The sequence below is a fragment of the Paenarthrobacter sp. NPDC091669 genome (assembly GCF_044756725.1).
Classification (GTDB): Bacteria; Actinomycetota; Actinomycetes; order Actinomycetales; family Micrococcaceae; genus Arthrobacter; species Arthrobacter bambusae_C.
On record NZ_JBIVTK010000004.1, the window covers coordinates 113,932 to 135,080 of the forward strand.

General features: G+C 63.1%; 15 protein-coding genes and 1 tRNA gene. 9 read left to right on the forward strand and 7 right to left on the reverse strand.

The features are described 5' to 3' along the window. Nucleotides 1-3 precede the first annotated feature (3 nt). Both pepN and ACIQLI_RS08195 read right to left on the reverse strand, forming a co-directional pair. Nucleotides 4-2,610 carry an aminopeptidase N gene (gene pepN, locus ACIQLI_RS08190; RefSeq protein ID WP_400387019.1) on the reverse strand — a complete coding sequence of 869 codons (2,607 nt, stop codon included), beginning with the start codon at nucleotides 2,608-2,610 and terminating at the stop codon, nucleotides 4-6. A 4-nt stretch (nucleotides 2,611-2,614) separates the two neighbouring features. Beyond that, nucleotides 2,615-3,661 carry a YeiH family protein gene (locus tag ACIQLI_RS08195; RefSeq protein WP_400387021.1) on the reverse strand — a complete coding sequence of 349 codons (1,047 nt, stop codon included), beginning with the start codon at nucleotides 3,659-3,661 and terminating at the stop codon, nucleotides 2,615-2,617. A gap of 111 nt (nucleotides 3,662-3,772) precedes the next feature. Between ACIQLI_RS08195 and ACIQLI_RS08200 the strand changes: the two genes are divergently transcribed. Genes ACIQLI_RS08200 through ACIQLI_RS08210 form a run of 3 tightly spaced genes read left to right on the forward strand, consistent with a single transcriptional unit; the run spans nucleotide 3,773 to nucleotide 7,159 of the window. Next, entirely contained in the window at nucleotides 3,773-5,329 is a 1,557-nt protein-coding gene (locus tag ACIQLI_RS08200) for a circularly permuted type 2 ATP-grasp protein (RefSeq protein ID WP_354226716.1), read from the forward strand. 55 nt (nucleotides 5,330-5,384) lie between these two features. Beyond that, nucleotides 5,385-6,311 (forward strand): alpha-E domain-containing protein, encoded by a 927-nt coding sequence (locus ACIQLI_RS08205; protein ID WP_026540668.1) that lies wholly within the window; start codon nucleotides 5,385-5,387, stop codon nucleotides 6,309-6,311. Then, nucleotides 6,308-7,159, forward strand: a complete 852-nt coding sequence (locus tag ACIQLI_RS08210) for a transglutaminase family protein (RefSeq protein ID WP_089595100.1) — start codon at nucleotides 6,308-6,310, stop codon at nucleotides 7,157-7,159. Before ACIQLI_RS08205 ends, ACIQLI_RS08210 begins: the two co-directional genes overlap by 4 nt. A gap of 72 nt (nucleotides 7,160-7,231) precedes the next feature. On the opposite strand, the gene ACIQLI_RS08215 is transcribed toward ACIQLI_RS08210, so the two are convergent. Together ACIQLI_RS08215 and glgC are read right to left on the reverse strand one after the other, a co-directional pair. Further along, nucleotides 7,232-8,683, reverse strand: a complete 1,452-nt coding sequence (locus ACIQLI_RS08215) for an SDR family NAD(P)-dependent oxidoreductase (RefSeq protein WP_354226719.1) — start codon at nucleotides 8,681-8,683, stop codon at nucleotides 7,232-7,234. Between the two features lie 73 nt (nucleotides 8,684-8,756). Continuing rightward, nucleotides 8,757-10,169 (reverse strand): glucose-1-phosphate adenylyltransferase, encoded by a 1,413-nt coding sequence (glgC, locus tag ACIQLI_RS08220; RefSeq protein ID WP_172322769.1) that lies wholly within the window; start codon nucleotides 10,167-10,169, stop codon nucleotides 8,757-8,759. A gap of 93 nt (nucleotides 10,170-10,262) precedes the next feature. On the opposite strand from glgC, the gene glgA reads away from it, so the two are divergent. Continuing rightward, nucleotides 10,263-11,459, forward strand: coding sequence for a glycogen synthase (gene glgA / locus ACIQLI_RS08225; protein ID WP_354226721.1), 1,197 nt, complete (start codon nucleotides 10,263-10,265; stop codon nucleotides 11,457-11,459). Between the two features lie 122 nt (nucleotides 11,460-11,581). On the opposite strand, the gene ACIQLI_RS08230 is transcribed toward glgA, so the two are convergent. Together ACIQLI_RS08230 and ACIQLI_RS08235 are read right to left on the reverse strand one after the other, a co-directional pair. Beyond that, a complete protein-coding gene (locus ACIQLI_RS08230) occupies nucleotides 11,582-13,681 on the reverse strand; it encodes an acyl-CoA dehydrogenase (protein ID WP_400387028.1) in 2,100 nt (699 codons plus the stop codon). A gap of 46 nt (nucleotides 13,682-13,727) precedes the next feature. Then, nucleotides 13,728-14,483 (reverse strand): TetR/AcrR family transcriptional regulator, encoded by a 756-nt coding sequence (locus ACIQLI_RS08235; protein ID WP_354227244.1) that lies wholly within the window; start codon nucleotides 14,481-14,483, stop codon nucleotides 13,728-13,730. Between ACIQLI_RS08235 and ACIQLI_RS08240 the strand changes: the two genes are divergently transcribed. Genes ACIQLI_RS08240 through ACIQLI_RS08250 form a run of 3 tightly spaced genes read left to right on the forward strand, consistent with a single transcriptional unit; the run spans nucleotide 14,482 to nucleotide 18,108 of the window. Beyond that, nucleotides 14,482-15,834 carry an acetyl-CoA C-acetyltransferase gene (locus tag ACIQLI_RS08240; protein ID WP_400387031.1) on the forward strand — a complete coding sequence of 451 codons (1,353 nt, stop codon included), beginning with the start codon at nucleotides 14,482-14,484 and terminating at the stop codon, nucleotides 15,832-15,834. The genes ACIQLI_RS08235 and ACIQLI_RS08240 overlap by 2 nt on opposite strands. A 10-nt stretch (nucleotides 15,835-15,844) precedes the next feature. Further along, a complete protein-coding gene (locus tag ACIQLI_RS08245) occupies nucleotides 15,845-17,185 on the forward strand; it encodes a 3-oxoacyl-ACP reductase (RefSeq protein WP_400387034.1) in 1,341 nt (446 codons plus the stop codon). Next, nucleotides 17,182-18,108 (forward strand): MaoC/PaaZ C-terminal domain-containing protein, encoded by a 927-nt coding sequence (locus ACIQLI_RS08250; protein ID WP_400387037.1) that lies wholly within the window; start codon nucleotides 17,182-17,184, stop codon nucleotides 18,106-18,108. The genes ACIQLI_RS08245 and ACIQLI_RS08250 overlap by 4 nt, the downstream gene beginning before the upstream one ends. Before the next feature lie 194 nt (nucleotides 18,109-18,302). Here the strand turns inward: ACIQLI_RS08250 and ACIQLI_RS08255 are convergent. Continuing rightward, nucleotides 18,303-18,385, reverse strand: a tRNA-Leu gene (locus tag ACIQLI_RS08255). 266 nt (nucleotides 18,386-18,651) lie between these two features. Here ACIQLI_RS08255 and ACIQLI_RS08260 point away from each other — a divergent pair. Continuing rightward, nucleotides 18,652-19,956, forward strand: coding sequence for a M20/M25/M40 family metallo-hydrolase (locus tag ACIQLI_RS08260; RefSeq protein WP_400387039.1), 1,305 nt, complete (start codon nucleotides 18,652-18,654; stop codon nucleotides 19,954-19,956). 29 nt (nucleotides 19,957-19,985) lie between these two features. After that, nucleotides 19,986-21,146 carry an acyl-CoA dehydrogenase family protein gene (locus ACIQLI_RS08265; protein WP_400387042.1) on the forward strand — a complete coding sequence of 387 codons (1,161 nt, stop codon included), beginning with the start codon at nucleotides 19,986-19,988 and terminating at the stop codon, nucleotides 21,144-21,146. Nucleotides 21,147-21,149 lie beyond the last annotated feature (3 nt).

A 21,149-nucleotide genomic window follows, 5' to 3' on the forward strand; every position in this document is an offset into this window, starting at 1 on the left:
GAACTACACCCCGGCCGCTTGTGCCGTGAGTGCCCGCATCAGGTGGCTTCGCTGCTCGATGACTATCCGGCGCAGTGCTCGGGGGGCGTCGGCGTGCGTCGTCAGCCAATCATCTGTCCGCACCAGGACCGGGTGTTCGGCAGGCTGCATGCCTTCGGCCAGGTCCTGGGCGACCGGGAACAATCCGCGCACTATCCTGCCGGCAATCTCGATGCTACGTTCCGCCCATACCTGTTCAAGGCAGTCGAAGTAGCGTTCCACATACGGTTCCAGCAGGAACCCCGGCGCCGTGGCGAAACCGGTGATTGTCGCGCTCAGGATCTCGTTGGACAGCCCGGGGCTGTTAACCGCGGAATCCCAAGCAGCTGCCTTGACGGAGGCCTCCGGCACGGCGGCGGCAGCCAAGGCATGGCCCTCCCTGCCGGACGCTGTCTTATCGGCCTGCAGTTCCCGGTCCAATTCGGCACGTGACGCCTGGCCTCGGGCGGACAGGGCCTGCCAGAAGCTCCACCGCAGTTCCGCGTCGACCGCAAGTCCGTCAACGACAATGCTGCCTTCCAGGATTCCACGCACCAAAGGAAGTTCGGCATCTCCATGCCGGGACACGTCCGCCAGGGTCCTGGCCCATGCCAGCTGATGATCGGAGCCGGGGGCCGCTGCCTTCATCCTGGCCGCCACTACTGCCAGGAAATCTTTGCGTACCCCTTCACGGGCTGCCGCCGGAACGTAGCGTTCTATGGCGCCGGAGGCATTGCCAAGCACGTTCAACAGGACCCCGATGCCGGTCTCTGCGGACGCAAACTGCTCCACGGCGGCCACGTAGCGCACGGCGGGCGTGACACCGTCGCGGGCAGAGTCCCACAATGCGGTCCAGCACAGGGCGCGGGCCATGGGATCGGTGATTTTATCGAGCGACGTCCGGACAGTGTGTTCGGACCCTGGATCAAGGCGGACCTTGGCGTAGCTCAGGTCGTCGTCATTGACCAGAAGCAGGGCAGGACGGCGCGTGCCGTTCAGCTGGGGCACCAGGGTGCTGGGCCCTGTCACATCCAGCTCATGGCTTTCGGACCGGACGAGCCGGCCCGAAGCATCAGCGTCGTACAGACCCAACCGCAACCTGTGCGGGCGGAGTTCCTGATGACCCGTGATGGGGTCGATGGCATCCTGCCGGAGCGTCACGGCGCCAAGGACGCCGCCGTCGTCCACGATTTCCGCCGTAATGGTGGAGATGCCGGACGTCTGGAGCCATTGACGGGCCCAGTCTCCAAGGTCCCTTCCTGAAGCGGTGCTGAGTGCACGGAGGAGGTCCTGGAGGGAGGTATTGCCGAACGCATGGTCCCGGAAGTACTGACGGGAGCCGGCAATGAAAGCATCAAAGCCCACGTAGGCCACCAGTTGCTTCAGGACCGAGGCGCCCTTGGCATAGGTGATCCCGTCAAAGTTTTGCTTGGCGGCTTCAAGGTCCGGGATGTCGGCAACAATCGGGTGCGTGGTGGGCAGTTGGTCCTGGACATAGGCCCAGGCTTTGCGCTTGTTGGCGAAGTTCACCCATGCGGTGTCCCAATCGGTGGCACGGTCCACGCCAAGTGTCCCCATATAGTCGGCGAACGATTCCTTGAGCCAGAGGTCGTCCCACCAGTTCATGGTCACGAGGTCGCCGAACCACATGTGGGCCATCTCGTGCATCAAGGTGTTGGCGCGGGCCTGGTACTGGGCATCGGTGGCGCGGGAGGCGTAGACATACTTTTCCGTGAAAGTGACCAGCCCGGGATTTTCCATGGCTCCGAGGTTGTATTCGGGCACGAAGGCCTGGTCATACTTACCCCACGGGTAGGGGTAGTCGAAGAGGTCGTTGAAGAAGCCCAGCCCGCTCTTGGTCAACCGGAACAGTTCATCGGCATCGAAGGAGTCCGCCAACGAGGCCCGGCAGTAAAGTGCCAGCGGCACGTCAAGGCGGGTGTCGTCGTCGAACGTCGCCTCCCAGTGATCCGTTGCCTTGAAGTAGGGCCCCGCGAGCACGGTGGTGATGTACGTGGACATGCGTTGGGTTGTGGCGAAATCCCAGCGTGCGGCGCGGGTGTCGCCCGCCTCCGGTGTGCGCAGTTCCTCAACTCCGTTGGATGCCACTTCCCAGCCTGCCGGAGCGATCACGTGGAAGGTAAATTCGGCTTTGAGGTCGGGCTGTTCGAAGTTGGCGAAAACGCGGCGGCTGTCCGCAGGTTCGTACTGGGTGTAGAGGTAGCACTGGCCGTCGGCAGGATCAACAAAGCGGTGCATGCCCTCGCCGGAGCGGCTGTAGAGGCCTGTCCCGGTGACCGTGACCGTGTTCTCGGCCGCCAGTCCGGCCAGGATGATCCTGTCGCGGTCCACCACCGATCCGACGTCCAACGCCTGGCCGTTCAGCACCACGGACTGCACGCCGCCATGGATGAAATCCAGGAAGGTGGCAGAGCCTGGCTCAGCGGAGAAAGTGATGGTGCTGGTACTCGGGTAGCCGGAAACGGCGGGATCTTCCGCGTCGCGGACATCGAGGGTGACGTCGTAGCTGTGGGTGGTGATCAGGGCTGAACGGAGAGCGGCTTCATCGCGCGATAGATTGTGATTCGACACACAGCTATCTAATCATGATCAAGGCGGCGCCCAGGCCCAGCGATGCGATGAGCAGCCAGGAGCCCAGGGCCACCAGAACGGCACGCCCGCCGGTGTGGATCAGGGTCCGTATGCGCACGGCCGAGCCCAGTCCAAAGAGCGCCGCCGCCAGCAGAATGTCCTGGACCGCTGCCGCGATCTCCAAGGCCACCGGCGGCGCCCAGCCCAAGGACCGTACGGCCACCAACGCGAGGAAGCCCACCACGAACAGGGGAACAACCGGCGGGACCTTACCGGCTGTTCCGGCGGTTCCGGCCACTCCATTGGCGCGTTCCCGGACATCGAGGATCCGCTGATGAAGCCCCGCGGTGGCTGCTATCGGCGCCAGCAGGACAACCCTCGTCAATTTCACGACGACAGCGATCGCCAACGCCGAAGTCCCGGCGGTTTGGGCGGTGGCCACCACCTGGCCAACGTCGTGGACGGAGGCGCCTGTCCATGCACCGAACTGCTCAGGACTGAGGCCCAAGGGGTGCATGAGCAGGGGAAGCACTCCAATGGCCAAGGTGCCACAGAGGGTTACCAGCGCTACTGGCAGGACGGTGTCCTGGTGCCTGATCCGCCGGACTGCGGCCATGGCCCCGATCGCCGAAGCGCCGCAGATGGAAAAGCCGGTGGCAATCAACAACGCCGCCTCGCGAGGGAGGCGCAACAAGCGGGCCAGGCCGTACGTTCCTCCGAAGCTCACCAGGACCACCCCGGCGATCAGCAGCAGTGCCACCCACCCAAGTCCAAGGACATCGCCCATGCTGACCTTGAGTCCCAGCAGGACGATCCCCGCACGCATGAGGTGTTTGCCCGCGAAGTCGAGGCCCGGGCGGGCGCGCCCCGCCGTCAGGACAGCCGTGCCCGGTATATTTGCTGAGAGCAAGCCCAAGGCAACAGCGAGCGTCATGGCGGGAACCGCCGGAAACACGGTATGGATTGCGAAGGCAAGTCCCGTGGCGGCGATGCTCAGGACCAACCCGGGCCCCAGCCGGGACAGCTGGGGCGCAAGACTGTTGAAGGGCATGCCACAACCCTGCCGGATGGGGGCACGGAAAGGCGAACCGGGAGCATCCCGAAACCGCGACACAATCAGTGCGTAATGCGCTCGACTCAAAAAGGTGATTGTCTAATTCCCATGTCTGACCTATTCCAGGATTACTCCGAGGCCGCTGCGCGCAGCGGCGCCTATGACGAGATGTTTGCCCCCGGCCACGTTGCCAGAAAATCCTACGGTCAGGTTTCCGGCGCCTTGCGGGAGCTGTCCCTGGCCGATGTGACAGCCCGGGCCGACTCCATGGCGCGCACATTCCTGGACCGCGGTGTCACGTTCGACTACGCAGGGGAGGAGCGCCCGTTCCCGCTGGACATCGTTCCCCGCGTTATCCCTGCCGACGAATGGAATGTCCTGGAACGCGGGGTTGCCCAGCGGGTCAAAGCGCTGGAGGCCTTCCTCAACGACGTCTACGGACGGATGGCGGTAGTCACCGATGGCGTGATTCCCCGGCAGCTCATCACCACCAGCGCACACTTCCACCGGGCAGTCCATGGATTCGAACCATCCGGAGGTGTACGTGTCCATGTCTCGGGCATCGACGTCGTCCGGGATGCTGCCGGTACCTTCAGGGTACTGGAGGACAACGTCCGAGTTCCCTCCGGCGTCAGCTACGTTCTGGAGAACCGCCGGGCCATGGCCAAGGGCCTTCCAGAGGCTTTCGGCCAGCAGCACATCCGTCCCGTGGAGGAGTATCCCCGGCGTCTTCTCTCAGCACTCCGTAAGACAGCGCCGGCGGGCGTGGACGATCCCACAGTGGTTGTCCTGACGCCGGGCGTGTTCAACAGCGCCTACTTTGAGCACACGCTCCTAGCCGGCCTCATGGGTGTGGAACTGGTGGAAGGCCGCGACCTCATTTGCCGCGGCAACCGCGTCTACATGCGGACCACTGCGGGCGAACAGCGCGTGGACGTCATCTACAAGCGCATCGACGACGACTTCCTGGATCCGCTCCAGTTCCGTTCCGATTCCATGCTGGGTTGTCCTGGCCTGGTCAATGCTGCACGTGCCGGGGGAGTGACCATAGCCAACGCTGTGGGCAACGGCGTAGCTGATGACAAGCTCGTGTACAGTTACGTGCCTGACCTGATCCGGTACTACCTTCACGAAGAGCCGATCATCGCCAACGTTGACACTTTCCGGCTTGAGGAAAAGGAAGCCAGGGAGCATGTGCTGGACCGCCTTGACGAACTGGTGGTGAAGCCCGTGGACGGCTCAGGCGGCAAGGGACTGGTCATTGGACCTGATGCCACCAAGGACGAGCTCGATGCCCTGCGCAAGCGGGTTATTGCCGATCCCCGCGGATGGATCGCGCAGCCTGTCCTTCAGCTCTCGACCGTGCCGACGCTTTCCGGGGACAAATTTGGTCCCCGCCACGTTGACCTCCGGCCCTTCGCAGTCAACGACGGCGACGACGTCTGGGTCCTCCCCGGCGGACTGACCAGGGTGGCACTCAAGGAAGGTTCCTTGATAGTGAACTCCAGCCAGGGCGGCGGTTCCAAGGACACCTGGGTATTGGCCGACTCGCCGAAGCTCCCCGCCGAGGTCATCCCACGCCAGTCCGTCACCGTCCGTGAACAGGTATCTGTTTGGCCCGTGGAAAGCAATTGGCGTGACCGCCAAACGGAGCAGCAACAGTGACCCCGCTCCACCACCACTTGAACTTCGACCTGCACCACTCGAAGGAGGCAGTTCCATGCTGAGCCGTATTGCTGAGTCTCTCTTTTGGATCGGACGCTACGTAGAACGCGCCGATGGCACGTCCAGGATCCTGGATGTGCACCTCGAACGACTGAACCACCTGCCCCTCGAGGAGCAGCGGAGCGTAGCCAGGGAGCTCCTTGCCGTTATGGGTGCCAAACCCCAGAGCGAGGACTTCGGACTCCCTGAACTCCTGCATGCCCTGGCTTATGACAAGCAGAGCGCGTCCTCCATTGCCGGTTCCCTGGGTGCTGCGCGCGAGAATGCACGTCGTGCCCGGGAGACTGTCTCGCAGTCCCTCTGGGAAAGCCTCAACACCACCTATTACGGCCTCAACCAGCATCGCAAGGACGTGGTGGGAACCTACCGTTTCTGCAACTGGGTCCTGGAGCGGACAGCAATGGTCCGCGGTCTTGCGGACACCACCGTCAGCCATGACGAGAGCTGGTTGTTCATGGTGTTGGGCCGTTCCCTGGAACGGGCTGACATGACTGCCCGCATGCTCTCAACGCGCGATGTCCAGTCTGCGGGCATGTCGTGGGTCAACATGCTCCGGTGCGCCGGCGCCTATGAGTCGTTCATCCGTACGCGCAGGGCTGCCTTCGGCGACCAGCACGCCGCGGAGTTCCTGCTGCTGGACCGCTTGTTCCCGCGGTCCATCGTCTACGCCCTGCGCGATGCCGATGAATGCCTGGCGAAACTGGACCCATCAGCCCAGCGTGTGGGCTTCATCAACGATGCCCGGCGCATTGTTGGCCAGGCCCGGACGTTCCTCGAATTCCACCGCACAGACGACCTCATGTCCGAGCTGCCCGAGCACATGGAACGTGTGCAGAAGGCCGTGACGCAGGCCTCGGACGCAATTTCCCGTAAGTACTTCAATCAGGCTGATGAGCATGCCTGGGTGGGAGAAGTTTCATGACCCGGCTGAGCATCGTCCACAAGACGGCATACAAGTACAACCGCCGCGTGACGTTGTCCTACAACGAAGCCCGGATGACGCCCCTCACCGACGGCCAGCAGGTGGTCCTCGAGTCGTCTCTGAAGGTCTCACCCAACCAGGCGTCCGTCAGCACATACCGTGACTACTGGGGTACCAGGGTCACGGCATTCGATATGCAAATGCCGCATGAGAGCCTTGAGGTCCTCGCCACTGCCACCGTGGAAGTGCACCGCACCGAACGCGTGGCAGTCGAGGACGACATCGTCGGATGGGACGTCATCGCTTCGGACAAGGTCCAGGACGAGTTCAGCGACTGGTTGCCCCAGTCCAGGCTCAGTGGCCCGGGCGAGGAAGTCCTGGGCATTGTTCCCGGTGTTGTGGAAGGGAAGAATCCCCACGAGGCAGCCTTGGCGGTATTCGCCTGGATGGCCGGTGAGATGACCTATATGAAGGGCACCACCGGGGTGACGACCAATGCCGAGCAGGCGTGGTCCCAGCGCCAGGGCGTGTGCCAGGACCTGGCACATTTGGCCATCGGGGCATTGCGCTGCAGCGGCATCCCCGCCCGCTATGTTTCGGGGTACATCCACCCGAGGTCCTCGGCCGACATTGGCGAAACCGTTGCGGGCCAGTCACACGCGTGGCTGGAATGGTGGGATGGGGAATGGCGCAGCTGGGACCCCACCAACCACAAGCCGGCAGGGGATTACCACGTCACAGTGGCGCGGGGCCGTGACTACCGCGATGTTCCCCCGCTGAAGGGCATCCTGTCCGGTGGCGGCGGCTCGGGACTCTCCGTTTCGGTGGAGATCACGCGCCTCGCGTAGGAGTTTGAGTACAGATAAGGCCCTTAAGAGCTGCTCTTAAGGGCCTTATCTGTACAAAAACTCCAGGATTTTTTACCAGGGCGAGGGCTTGTAGTCCTTCAGGAAGACACCGTACTGGTCCTCGCCTTTCTCGCCCATCACGATGGGGTCGTAGACTCTCGCGGCACCATCCACCAGATCCAACGGGGCATGGAATCCTTCTTCCATGAGCCTGACTTTGGTGTAGTGCGGCCGTTCGTCAGTGATCCACCCCGTATCCACCGCCGTCATGAGGATGCCATCGGAGTCCAGCATTTCCTGGGCGCTGGTCCGGGTCATCATGTTCAAGGCGGCCTTGGCCATGTTGGTGTGGGGATGTCCGGGGCCCTTGTAGGCACGGGAGAACTGCCCCTCCATGGCCGAGACGTTGACGATGTACTTCCTGTGGGCCGTTGACCGCTTCATGGCATCCCGAAGACGGCTCACCAGCAGGAAGGGTGCCGTGACGTTGCAGAGCTGGACCTCGAGCATCTCCAAGGGATCCACCTCGTCCACCACTTGGGTCCAGCTGTTGATCGAGGCGAGGTCCGGAACCAAGCCGCCGGCATCGATCGCCGTTCCCGACTCGATCCGTTCCAGAGACGCGGACCCGGTGGAGAGCGCCAGAGAGGTGATCGCATCGCCGGCCAGGACGGGGTGCTCGGTAACACTGCTGGCCAGGGCCAAGGGGTGTTTGTCATGGGCATGTCCGAACGTGACCAGCTCCGGGCCACCGTTGGCAGCATCAAGGGCGGCAGGCAACGGCTCGTCCTCTGCGTCAACCAAGGGCTTGTAGGCATTGCCGGAGCGCCGAACGGTCTGGGCTGCGTTGTTGATGATGATGTCCAGCGGGCCGGCCTCGTTGAGGGAGTCCGTCAGAGCCATGACCTGAGCGGGGTCGCGGAGGTCAATGCCCACGATCCGCAGCCGGTGCAGCCACTCGCTGCTGTCTTCCATGGCGGCAAAACGACGGGCGGCGTCCTTGGGGAAGCGGGTGGTGATGGTGGTGTGGGCGCCATCCCTGAGCAGGCGCAGCGCGATGTACATGCCGATCTTGGCGCGTCCGCCGGTCAATAAGGCCCGGCGTCCCGTGAGATCGGTGCGGGCATCGCGCTTGCTGTGGCTGAAGGCCGCACATTCAGGGCAGAGCTGGTGGTAGAAGGCATCAACCTGCGTGTAGTGCTTTTTGCAGATGTAGCAGGGACGCGAGCGGATGAGGTGGCCGGCGACCTCACCGGTGGCGGAGGGTGCCAACTTGTTGCCGCGGGTTTCGTCGTCGATGCGGTCCGGAGCGGCGGTGGCCGTCAGGGCGATGACGGCCCGGTCAGCTTCGGCGATGGAGTCGCGCTTGGTGACCCGGCGGTGCCGCTTGACGGCTTTGAACATCTTGCCGGTGGCACGGCGGACTGCAACGTAGTCCGGGTGCTCCTCGTCATAGACGTGGATCGTGGTCAGAACCTTGAGGCAGGCCTGGATCTCTTCAGGCGTCAGATCGGTGGAGCTCATTGACCTGATTTTACAGCCTTGGGAGCCAGTGGCCTGCCTCGGGTTCTGTCGGCGTCAGCCGGGCGTCCTGCGTTTAGTGCGAGGCACCCTGCGCAGCGGCATCGGCTACGCGTGACTGGATTCCTGCTGCCACCTTTTCGGCAGAGTCGCGGATGTCCGGATCATCATGGGTGGCGGCCTTGACAGCCTCGGGCAGTCCACGGCGGTGTTGCGCGGACAGCGCGAGCTCTGCCTCACCGGGCTCAGGCACAACCTGGCCCTTGGCCAATACCGTGATGCCTGACTCCGTCACCTTGTATCCCCGTGCCTTATCCAGTGCGGGGTCCAGGCCGATGGCCGCACCTGCAGGAACCTTCACGTTCTTGTCCAGGATGGCGCGTTTGATCACGGCGCCTTCGCCGACCCGGACCTTGTCCATGAGGACGGAGTCCTGAACACGGCTGCCGGCGGCCACATAGGCGTCGTTGGAGATCACGGAACCTTCAACGATGCCACCGGATACCACCACGCCGCTGGCAACAATGGAATCGAGGGCCGTACCCACGGTGTTGTTCTCGCCCCGGACAAACTTTGCCGGGGGCGAGATGCTCTGGCGCGTGTAGATCGGCCACTCGGAGTTATAGAGGTTGAAGATCGGCACGGGGGAGATGAGGTCCATGTGGGCGTCATAGAACGAGTCGATGGTACCGACGTCCCGCCAGTAGGTGCGGTCCCGATCCGTGGCGCCCGGGATGTCATTGAGCGTGAAGTCGTACACGCCGGCTTCGCCCTGGTCCACGAAGTACGGAATGATGTCCCCGCCCATGTCGTGCTTGGTATCGAGTCGTTCCGCATCCACATGCAGGGCTTCAACCAGGGCGTCTGCGTTGAAGACGTAGTTGCCCATGGAAGCCAGGAACTGCGTGGGGTCCGCTGCCAGCCCGGGGGTGCTGGCCGGCTTTTCCACAAAGGCGGCAATCTTCTGGGGATCGTTCTGGTCTACCTCGATCACGCCGAACTGGTTGGCCATATTCAGGGGTTGCCGCACTGCAGCAACCGTCGCTTTGGCGCCACTGGCAATGTGCTGCTCCACCATTTGGGAGAAGTCCATGCGGTACACGTGGTCAGCGCCAACCACAACCACGATGTCCGGGGCGTCGTCATGGATGAGGTTCAGCGATTGGTAGATTGCGTTGGCACTGCCAAGGAACCAGCTCTTGCCCACGCGTTGCTGCGCGGGCACAGAAGCTACATACCGGCCCAGTTGCGTTGACATCCGCCAGGTCTCCGAGATGTGCCGGTCAAGGCTGTGCGATTTGTACTGCGTCAGTACGACGATTTTCAAATATCCCGAATTAACGAGATTGGATAGTGCAAAGTCAATGAGCCTGTAGCCGCCTGCGAACGGAACCGCGGGCTTGGCCCGATCCGCCGTCAGCGGCATGAGTCGATTGCCTTCTCCGCCTGCCAATACGATTGCCAGAACTTTCTTCAACGCCATGGTCACAGCTCCCCGTACGTCTTCGTATCCCCCAAAAGTCCGATTTTCCGGACTCTTTCACACTAGAACACATACGCCGGAACGACTACGTTGGTTAGCGTGCGAATAGACATTGTGACTAAAGAATTCCCTCCGGAAATTTATGGCGGTGCCGGTGTCCACGTTGCCGAGCTCAGCCGGGTGCTGGCAAAGCACGTCGACCTTCACGTGCGGGCCTTCGGTGCTCCGCGTGATGCCGACTATCACGGGGCTTCCGTGGCGTCCTACGCCACGCCTGAAGACCTCGGCGATGCCAACGCAGCCCTTCAAACCCTGGGCGTGGACTTGAGGATCGTTCCGGACATTGCGGGAGCGGACCTGGTCCACTCGCACACCTGGTATGCCAACATGGCGGGCCACCTCGCCTCGCTGCTGCATGGAATTCCCCACGTTCTCAGCGCCCACAGCCTTGAGCCCCTGCGCCCGTGGAAGGCAGAACAGCTGGGGGGCGGCTACGCGTTGTCCTCCTGGGTGGAGAAAACGGCCTATGAGGCAGCAGCCGCGATCATCGCTGTCTCCGACGGCATGCGCCAGGACATCCTCCGCAGCTACCCCGACGTTGATCCGGACAAGGTCCGCGTTGTCCACAACGGCATCGATGTTTCCCTCTGGGAACGCGATGAAGAGGATGACGCAATCCGCGCACTGGGCATCGATCCCGCCAAGCCCAGCGTGGTCTTCGTGGGACGCAACACCCGCCAGAAAGGGGTGCCGTACCTGCTTCGCGCGGCGTCCAGCCTGCCTGACGACGTCCAGTTGGTGCTGTGCCTCGGAGCCGCCGACACTCCCGAGCTTGCCGCCGAAACCGCACGGCTCATCGAGGAACTGCAGACCAAGCGCCAAGGGGTCGTCCTCATCGAGCGGATGCTGCCCCGGAAGGAACTCATCCAAGTGCTCAGCCATGCCACGGCATTCGCCTGCCCTTCGATCTACGAGCCCTTGGGCATCGTGAACCTCGAGGCCATGGCATGCGGCGCGGCAGTAGTAGCCAGTGCCACCGGCGGCATTCCCGAGGTGGTCCAGCACGGCGAAACCGGACTCCTGGTGCAGCTGGAGCAAGTCACCGACGGAACCGGAACGCCCCTTGACCCGGAGAAATTCGTCAGTGACTTCGCGGCTGCCTTGAACGAGGTAGTGGCAGATCCTGCACGCGCCCGGGAAATGGGCATTGCGGGGCGCCGCCGCGCCGAAGAGCATTTCTCCTGGGAATCGATCACTGAAACAACGCTTGAGGTCTACCGGTCCGTCCTGCGCTAGACCACCAGCGCTCCAACAGCAGTAGACAGAAAGTACGACGGCGCCGCCCCCTTTGGTGGGGACGGCGCCGTCGTGCTGTTCAACAGTTCCGCAGCTGTTAACCGTGCGGCTGCCTGGCTCTGCTAGCGGGTTTTGGACGCTTTCAGGGCAAGAAGGGTTTTCTCGTCGGCAGGGGCACTGCCGCTGGCCCGCTGCTCACGGAAATGCTTTCGGGCCTCGTCCTGACGGATGGATTCTGCGCCGGTCGCAATCGAGGCCCTCAGGTGCTCGGGACCGTAGCCGAAAGCATCAACGAGGTCCACGGCGTGCGGGCGGATCTTGACGAGCAACCGGTTGATGTACGTGCCCACCGTCCGGCCCCGCTGCATCGAGAGCCTGCCGTTCATCAAGTACCACGAAAGGTGCTTCTCAATGAGGGACAAACCGAACAAGTCGCGCAGCCAGGTCAGCACGCGCTTGGTTCCTTCATCCGTGACGTGGGTCAGGGCCTCGGTGAAGGCTTCCCACTGGAGCAGTTCAGCGTGCGCCTGGGCCGCTTCAATGAGTTCGTTTTGGTGCTGGTTGAACAGGGCCGCGGCCTGGTGTTGGGGGAGTTTGTTGGCGCCCTTCAGTGCAGAACCAACCTCGGCCACCATGGACTGCACGCGGTCAGCCAGGAGGGTGCGCTGGCCTTCCTCGTCCCGCAAAGCCAACGCCGCCTTCTGAACCGATCCGGTATCGGCCACAAACTGTGCTACCTGGCGAAGCCCCGTCCGGTGGAGGGCCACCCCGGCAGCCTGGTCCACCACGTAGCGTGCAAGGACACCGAAGTCAGCGCTGCGGAATTCCTTGGCGTAGTCGGCCAGGAGCCGCTTGGCCACCAACTGCAGCAGCACGGTGTTGTCGCCTTCGAAGGTGACATACACATCAAGGTCCGCGCGGAGGGATGCAAAGCGGTTTTCGATCAGGAATCCGGCGCCACCGCAGGCTTCGCGGCATTCCTGCAGCGTGTCCAGGGCATGCCACGTGCTCAACGGCTTGAGGGCGGCGGCCAACGTTTCCAGGTCCTGGCGGTCGGCGTCGGTGTCGTGCGCGCCGGAGAAGACGTCGTCGAATTTCTGCAGGAGTTGTTCGTGCGCGAAGCTGGCCGCATAGGTAGTGGCCAGACGGGTGAAGAGCCGGCGCTGGTGCCGCTGGTAGTCCAGGAGGACTTCCTCATCAGTTGCCGAGGAGGCGTTGAACTGACGGCGTTCAGTGGCGTACTGGATGGCAGTCTTCAATGCCAGCTTGCTGGCGGCAACCGCTGCTCCGTCAAGGGAAACACGTCCCTGGACAAGGGTGCCAAGCATGGTGAAGAAACGGCGCCCCGGGCTCTCGATGCTGGAAGAGTAGGTGCCGTCCACAGCCACATCACCGTAGCGGTTCAGCAGGTTGGTGCGGGGGATCCGAACATCGGTGAAGTGCAACCGGCCGTTGTCGATGCCGTTGAGCCCGCCCTTGATGCCGTCGTCTTCACCGCCAATGCCCGGAAGGAACTCCTTGGTGGTTGGATCCCGGAGTTCCACATAGAACGCATGGACTCCGTGATTGACGTTCCTGGTGATCAACTGGGCGAACACCACAGCGGCGAGGCCGTCGTTGGCAGCATTGCCGATGTAGTCCTTCCACGCCGCCCGGAAAGGTGTATTGATGACGAATTCCTGGCTGGCTTCGTCGTACGTCGCCGTGGTGGCGATGCTGGCAACGTCAGAGCCGTGGCCGGTCTCGGTCATGGCGAAGCAGCCGGGAATTTCCAGGCTCATGATGCCGGGGAGCCACTTGTCCTGGTGTTCCACCGTTCCGAGGTGCATCACGGCAGAGCCGAACAGGCCCCACTGGACGCCGGCCTTGATTTGAAGTGACGGATCGGCCGTGACGATCTCTTCGAAGCCGGCGATGTTTCCGCCGTGATCGTCGGAGCCACCCAACCGGGTGGGGAAGGCACGATGGACGGTGTTGTTGTCCACCAGGAACTTCAATTGCTCGAACACGCGGGCGCGGTGCTCGGTATGGTGAAGCCCTTCGATCTTTTGTACCGCCGGATTGCCCGCGACCTTGCGGGCCTCGTGGCGGATGTGCGCCCACTTGCCAAGGAGTTGCTCTCCAAGCCCGGCGACGTCCACCGCAGGCTCGGCGCCGGAGGCGGCATCCTTGCTGCCTGTGGGGTGCTGGGCGGATGCGGTCCGGTCCACTACTTCAGTCATGTTGCTTCCTTCTTTGGTTCCGACAACTGATGAGTCATTGCTGGTGTCAGGTGGATGTCTTGAGCGCTGGAGCAATGCCGAGGCACAGCCAGTCCGTGATTTGAGCTGCCATGGTTTCCTGGTCCGGCTTGGTGCCACCTGCCGGGCTCCCCAGCCACATTTCACCGGCGTTCCTGACGAGGCCGATGGCGGCGGTGGGCCAATACACAAGCACCGCTTCCTTCTCTTCGCCCAAGTACTCCCGCATGGGGGTGGCGATCATCCCGGTGATTTGCTCAAAGAAGTTTCCCAGCGCTCCTGACGCAGCAATGGCGTCCTGAGCTGAGGCTTCGCCGGGCGTGAGCCGGGTGATGAACGCATACACATGGGGGCTTGATTCGGCCATCTGGAGGTAGGCGGAGACCATGGCGAACAACCCTTCCCGGGGCGTCTGGGCCAGCTGCGCGGCTTCCTGCATGCGACGCTGCATTTGCCCCAGCACCACCTCGCCCATGGCTTGCTGAAGTCCGGCTTTGTCACCGAAATAGCGGTAGAAGACAGACTTCGACGTACCGGCGGCTCCCGCTATGTCCTCCATGGACGCGTCACTACCAAGCCTGTGAACGGCCTTTCGCGCTTGCCGGATGAGCTCGGCACGCCGCTCCTCACGGTGGGACTGCCAACGGGCAGCCCGGCCGTCGACGGCGGTATTCTGCGCATCCGCTGCGGCACTGGCGAATTCTTCGTGGCGACTGTTCACGATACCCAGCGTATCAGGTACGCTGGGTATCAGTAACTGGCATTGATCGAAGGAGACCAGCATGGCTGCAGCAGACGTCACCACAGGTGGGACCCGCGAACCGGGCTCCACCCCCCAAGCACCACGCAAGGCGGTCATCGTGGGCGGCAACCGCATCCCCTTTGCCCGCACCGGAGGCGCATACGTCAAGTCCTCCAACCAGGACATGCTCACCGCGGCACTGGACGGCTTGATTGCCAGGTTCGGGCTGCAGGACGAACGCATTGGCGAGGTAGCGGCCGGAGCCGTGCTCAAGCATTCGAGGGATTTCAACCTCACCCGGGAAGCCGTCCTCGGCTCGGCGCTGTCACCGGAAACTCCCGCCTATGACCTGCAGCAAGCGTGCGCAACCGGGCTCGAAACAGTGATCGGGTTGTCCAACAAGATCAAGCTGGGGCAAATTGAGTCAGCCATAGCCGGCGGAGTGGATTCTGCATCCGACGCCCCGATTGCCGTGAGCGAGGGACTGCGTGAGATCCTGCTGGACCTCAACCGCGCCAAAACCCCTGTCCAGAAACTCAAGATCATCGGCCGTATCCGCCCCAAGGACCTGGCTCCGGACGCACCGAACACGGGTGAGCCACGCACAGGCCTGTCCATGGGGGAGCACCAGGCGCTCACTACGGCGCAGTGGAAGATCAGCCGCGAGGCCCAGGATGAACTTGCCTTCAACAGCCACCGCAATCTTGCTGCAGCTTATGAGCGCGGCTTCTTCGATGACCTCATCACTCCGTACCGCGGCCTCACCCGCGACTCCAACCTGCGCGCAGACACCACCTTGGAGAAACTTGGATCGCTGAAGCCGGTCTTCGGCAAGAACCTCGGCGCGGAAGCGACCATGACGGCGGGCAACTCGACACCGCTCACTGATGGCGCATCCACCGTCCTGCTCGCAACGGGTGAGTGGGCTGACGCCCACGGCCTGCCCAAGCTGGCAACGGTCCTGGACGGCGAAGCCGCCGCAGTGGACTTCGTGCACGGCAAGGACGGCCTCCTCATGGCGCCCGTCTTCGCGGTTCCGCGCCTGCTGGCCCGTCACGGTCTGACGTTCGAGGACATCGATTTCTTCGAAATCCACGAAGCATTCGCCGGCACGGTCCTGAGCACACTCGCCGCCTGGGAGGACGAAGACTTTGGCCGTACCAGGCTCGGACTCGATGGAGCGCTCGGAAAGGTGGACCGGGCCAAGCTCAACGTCAACGGATCGTCATTGGCTGCCGGGCACCCGTTCGCCGCTACCGGTGGCAGGATTGTGGCATCACTTGCGAAAATGCTGCATGAGAAGGGCTCCGTGGACGGGCGTCCGGCCCGCGGCCTGATCTCCGTCTGCGCTGCAGGCGGCCAGGGCGTCGTTGCCCTTCTGGAAGCAGCATAGGGGGAACTCCATGACGGACAAATACACACAACTGGTGAGCCACGGCCTGGGAAGGGACGTCGCCAAACGGCTCGGATTGCCGCAGCCGGTGGAGCTTCGCCGCTATCAACCCGGCAGCCCGCTGGTCACCGGCCCGGTCCTGGTCAACGGAGACAGTCCGGGTGCGGATGATATTGCCACCACACTCCTCGGCTGGGGTCTTGACGTTCGGCGGAACGCATTGCCCAAGGAAAAACTGGGCGCCATCATTGTGGTCCTCGATGCTGTCCAGCACCCCGGAGACCTTGCCAAGCCCGTACTGACCGCAGGCACGTCGCTCCGCGATCTTGGCACCAACGCACGGGTAGTCACCATCTCCCGGACATCCCAGTCAGCCCAAACCCCTGCCGGGGCCGCAGCGCGCCAGGGCATTGACGGGCTGGTGCGGTCCTTGGCAAAGGAACTCCGTGCAGGCTCCACCGCCAACGGCATACTGCTCGACGACGACCTCGCCACCACCAGCCCCTCGGCAATGGGTGCACTCAGGTTCTTCCTCTCCGGGCGTTCGGCCTACGTGGACGGACAGTTCCTGACAGTCAGCTCGACGTTGGGCACCTTGCCCAGCGACCCGGACAAGCCTCTGGCCGGCAAGGTCGCAATAGTCACCGGGGCGGCCCGGGGTATTGGAGCTGCCATCGCCCGGACCCTGCACCGCGACGGCGCCACAATAGTTGCAGTGGACATCCCGGCGGCAGGGGACCACCTGGCTGCCGTAGCCAACGAGGTACGGGGCACCGCTCTTCAGCTCGATATCAGTCGTGACGACGCCGGCCACCGGATCATCGAGCACGCCGTGGAACGCCATGGCCGGCTCGACATCGTGGTCCACAACGCCGGAATCACCCGCGACAGGCTGCTGGCTAACATGGACGAAAGCCGTTGGCAGTCGGTGATCGCGGTCAACATCGCAGCCCAACTGAGCATCAACGAGGTCCTTCTGGCGTCCGAACACTTCAAGGACGCACCGCGCATCGTTTCGGTGGCTTCCACCAGTGGCATCGCCGGCAACAGGGGACAGACCAATTACGGCGCCTCCAAGGGCGGGGTGATCGGCATGGTGAGGTCCACGGCCCTGCTGATGGAACCCTTCAATGGAACCATCAACGCGGTGGCCCCCGGGTTCATAGAAACCGAAATGACGGCCCGGATGCCCTTTGCCATCCGCGAGGCTGCCCGCAGGCTTAACTCGCTCAAGCAGGGCGGACAGCCGCGGGACGTCGCCGAGACCATCTCCTTCCTGGCCAGTGACGCCGCTGGTGGAATTTCCGGCCAGGTCCTGCGGGTCTGCGGTCAGCAATTGGTGGGAGCATGACCAACCCCCAGCCAGTGATCCTCGGAGAGCTGCCCTCACTTTCCAAGCTCTACGTCAACGCGGCAGCAACGGCTGCCCGCCGCCGGGTGTTGGGCGCGGCAACAGGCCGGCACAGCCTGCCCTCAGTCAGCCACGAAGTGAGGAACGTCAAGGCAGACGTGGGAAACCTGACCGCGTACCAACATCTGGTGGGGGAGACGGCCAGCGACACCCTGCCGGCCGGATATGTCCATGCTTTGGCCTTCCCGGTGTCCCTGAGCGTCATGAACCGGGATGATTTCCCGTTGCCGCTCCTGGGAATGATCCACCTGAAGAACCATGTGGAGCAGCGGGTTCCCGTTGCCTTTTCCGAGGCCTTGGACATCCGGTCCTGGGCTGAGAACCTTGCGGGCCACAAAGCCGGAACCCAAGTGGATGTCGTGGCGGAGGTCCGTTCGGCCTCCAGTGACGAACTGCTCTGGCGTGGCGTCTCCACGTACTTGGCCAAGGGCATCTTCCTGCCGGGCATCGACAAACCCGGAAGCGCCAACGGAGCATCAGCACCCAGCAACTTTTCTCCTCCAAACCCCACCGCACTGTGGCAACTCGGCTTGGACACCGGGCGAAGCTACGCAACGGTCTCCGGCGACTTCAATCCGATCCACCTCAGCGTCCTTTCTGCCAAGGCACTGGGCTTGCGTGGGTCCATTGCCCACGGAATGTACCTTGCCTCCCGCGCGCTGGCTGACGTGGGGGCCGTCAAAGCCGACGCCTTCACGTGGGACGTTTCCTTTGAGGCTCCGGTGTTCCTCCCGGCACGGGTCGCCGTGGACATTTCGACGATCCAGTCAGGTACAGGAAGTTGGGAACGTTCGGATTATGCAGCGTGGAATGCCCGCAGCGGCCGGCGTCATTTCACCGGCACCGTGGCTTCGTTGGGCTGAGCTCCGTCCCGTGGATATCGACGACGGCGGCGGTCACCATATGGTGACCGCCGCCGTCGTCGTTAAACCGTCGTCGCTAAACACTGTCTGCTGCCCTGGAACTGCACGGGCCGACCATGCGGCACCACATCAACACGACAAGGGCCGCAAACAAAACAAGGCCCGGAATCCGTGGATTCCAGGCCTTGCGATAGTGCGCGGAGGGGGACTTGAACCCCCACCCCCTTTCGAGGACTAGCACCTCAAGCTAGCGCGTCTGCCATTCCGCCACCCGCGCAGGTGGTGTTCGGTTGAGTCATTTGCACCTTCCGGTGCTTCACTTTCCTCCGAAGCAGCGAGAAAAACTCTAACACGGTTTCCGGTGCCGATAAAATCGGCGCTGGTCAGGGCAGCACGGAGGGACACCCGGCGACTTCCGGCGCCATGCATTCCTGACGGCGGCCGCGTCCGGTGAGTAGGCTGATGGGATGGGGGACGCCTCACTGTGGAAGCCACAGTGCGCGTCGCCGAAACCTGCAGCCCAGCCACGCAAGGAGAGTTTCCATGTCTGTCATCCGCCCCGAAGATGAAGTTGTCCGGATCTGCCAGGAGCTGATCCGTATTGACTCCTCCAACTTCGGCGACGACACCGGACCGGGGGAGCGCGCGGCTGCCGAATACACGGCCGGCCTCATTACTGAAGTGGGGCTCGAGGCAGAAATCTTCGAATCCGCCCCCGGCCGCGCGAACGTCGTAACCCGGATGGCGGGCGAGGATCCGTCAGCCGACGCCCTGGTGATCCATGGACACCTGGATGTGGTTCCTGCCTTGAAGGACCAGTGGAGCGTTGATCCGTTCAGCGGCGAATTGAAGGACGGGTTGGTGTGGGGCCGTGGCGCCGTGGATATGAAGGACATGGACGCCATGATCCTTTCGGTCATGCGCGACTTCGCCAGGACCGGCCGCAAACCCAAGCGCGACATCATTTTCGCGTTCTTCGCCGACGAGGAAGCCGGCGGCACCTACGGCGCCCGATACGCGATCGAACACCGGCGCGAGCTTTTTGATGGCGCCACCGAGGCAATCTCCGAAGTGGGTGGCTTCTCCGCCACCATCGGCGGCCAGCGGACCTACTTGCTCCAGACAGCCGAGAAGGGCCTCTCCTGGCTCCGGCTGGTGGCACATGGCCGCGCGGGCCACGGATCGCAGATCAACACCGATAACGCGGTCACCCGGTTGGCCGCGGCCGTCACCAGGATCGGCGAATACAAGTGGCCGGTGGAGTTGACCCCTACCACCCGCCAGTTCCTGGACGGCGTCACCGAACTGACCGGCGTCGAGTTCGATGCCGACAACCCGGACATCATCCTGAAGGAACTCGGCACAGTAGCCCGCTTTGTGGGTGCGACGCTGCAGAACACCTCCAACCCCACGCTGCTGCGTTCGGGATACAAGCACAACGTCATCCCGGAGTCGGCCGAGGCATTCGTGGACTGCAGGACGCTTCCCGGCCAGCAGGAACTGGTGTTCGAGACCATCAAGGAGCTTGCGGGCGAGGGCATCGACATCAGCTATGTCAACAAGGATGTGTCCTTGGAAGTGCCGTTTGCCGGCAACCTGGTGGATTCCATGATCGACGCCCTGCACTCCGAGGATCCCGGCGCCAAGGTGCTTCCCTACACGCTTTCCGGCGGCACGGACAACAAGTCCTTGAGCAAGATCGGCATCACCGGGTATGGTTTCGCCCCCTTGATGCTTCCTGATGATCTTGACTTCACCGGCATGTTCCACGGCGTCGATGAGCGTGTCCCGGCCGAGTCCCTCCAATTCGGCGCCCGCGTCCTGAACAGGTTGCTGAACAACTACTAGACCGAAATCAACGAGAAAGAGGCCTGGTAATGGCTCCCGAGGAAATCCTCCCCGACGCCCTGCTTGAGCGGCTGCGCGGCCGCGCAGCCGGCTACGACCAAAACAACGGATTCTTCCACGAGGATCTTGAGGAGCTGGCCGCGGCCGGCTACTTGAAGCTTTTCGTGCCGGAGTCCGACGGCGGGTTCGGGCTCGGTCTCGAAGCGGCAGCTGCCTTGCAGCAGCGGCTCGCCACGGCTGCCCCGGCCACAGCGCTGGCCGTCAACATGCACTTGGTGTGGACCGGCGTCGCGCAGGTCATGGCCGCCCGCGGCGACAACTCGTTGGACTTCGTCCTGAAGGAAGCGGGGCAGGGGGAAGTTTTTGCTTTCGGCATTTCCGAAGCGGGCAACGACTCCATGTTGTTCGACTCGGGCACCGTTGCCGAGCCGCTGCCCGATGGAGGTTACAAGTTCACCGGCCGGAAGATCTTCACAAGCCTTTCCCGAGGCTGGACCCGGTTGGGCACTTTCGGAAAGGATTCCGACGCCAGGTCAGGTGAGGGGGAGCTGGTTTTCGGTTTTCTGCGCCGAGACGAGCCCGGACACGAAACCCTCAGCGACTGGGACACCCTGGGCATGCGGGCCAGCGCATCAAACAGCACGCTCCTGCATGGCGCTGTTGTCCCGGCTGAGCGGATCTTCCGCAAGCTCCCGGTAGGACCCAACAAGGACCTGCTGATCTTCGCCATTTTCGCGTGCTTCGAAACCCTCCTCGCCGCGGTCTACACGGGGGTGGCCCAACGCGCTTTCACTCTTGGAGTGGAGAACGTCAAACGCCGGGTGTCGGCCAAGCACGGGGGACGCAGCTTCGCCCAGGACCCTGATATCCGGTGGAAGGTGGCCGACGCCGCACTGGCCATGGATGGTATCGCGCCACAAATATCCAGCCTTGCCCGCGACGTCGACAACCTGGTGGACCACGGAGCCCAGTGGTTCCCCCTGCTGGTGGGACTCAAATCCAGGGCTACGGAAAACGCGCGCTACGTGGTGGATCTTGCCATTCGGGTCACGGGAGGCTCCAGTTATTTCAGGGGCTCTGAGATGGAACGACTCTACCGGGACGTCCTGGCCGGAATCTTCCATCCGTCCAACGACGAATCAGCGCACAACACGGTGGCCAACGCCTGGTTGGGGCCGCTGGACGATTAGGAG

Coding starts and splice junctions, on each gene's coding strand:
- ACIQLI_RS08195 (WP_400387021.1), bottom strand. CDS start 3,661: ATGCCCTTCAACAGTCTTGCGCCCCAGCTGTCCCGGCTGGGGCCCGGG.
- ACIQLI_RS08200 (WP_354226716.1), top strand. CDS start 3,773: ATGTCTGACCTATTCCAGGATTACTCCGAGGCCGCTGCGCGCAGCGGC.
- ACIQLI_RS08205 (WP_026540668.1), top strand. CDS start 5,385: ATGCTGAGCCGTATTGCTGAGTCTCTCTTTTGGATCGGACGCTACGTA.
- ACIQLI_RS08210 (WP_089595100.1), top strand. CDS start 6,308: ATGACCCGGCTGAGCATCGTCCACAAGACGGCATACAAGTACAACCGC.
- ACIQLI_RS08215 (WP_354226719.1), bottom strand. CDS start 8,683: ATGAGCTCCACCGATCTGACGCCTGAAGAGATCCAGGCCTGCCTCAAG.
- ACIQLI_RS08230 (WP_400387028.1), bottom strand. CDS start 13,681: ATGACTGAAGTAGTGGACCGGACCGCATCCGCCCAGCACCCCACAGGC.
- ACIQLI_RS08240 (WP_400387031.1), top strand. CDS start 14,482: ATGGCTGCAGCAGACGTCACCACAGGTGGGACCCGCGAACCGGGCTCC.
- ACIQLI_RS08235 (WP_354227244.1), bottom strand. CDS start 14,483: ATGCTGGTCTCCTTCGATCAATGCCAGTTACTGATACCCAGCGTACCT.
- ACIQLI_RS08245 (WP_400387034.1), top strand. CDS start 15,845: ATGACGGACAAATACACACAACTGGTGAGCCACGGCCTGGGAAGGGAC.
- ACIQLI_RS08250 (WP_400387037.1), top strand. CDS start 17,182: ATGACCAACCCCCAGCCAGTGATCCTCGGAGAGCTGCCCTCACTTTCC.
- ACIQLI_RS08260 (WP_400387039.1), top strand. CDS start 18,652: ATGTCTGTCATCCGCCCCGAAGATGAAGTTGTCCGGATCTGCCAGGAG.
- ACIQLI_RS08265 (WP_400387042.1), top strand. CDS start 19,986: ATGGCTCCCGAGGAAATCCTCCCCGACGCCCTGCTTGAGCGGCTGCGC.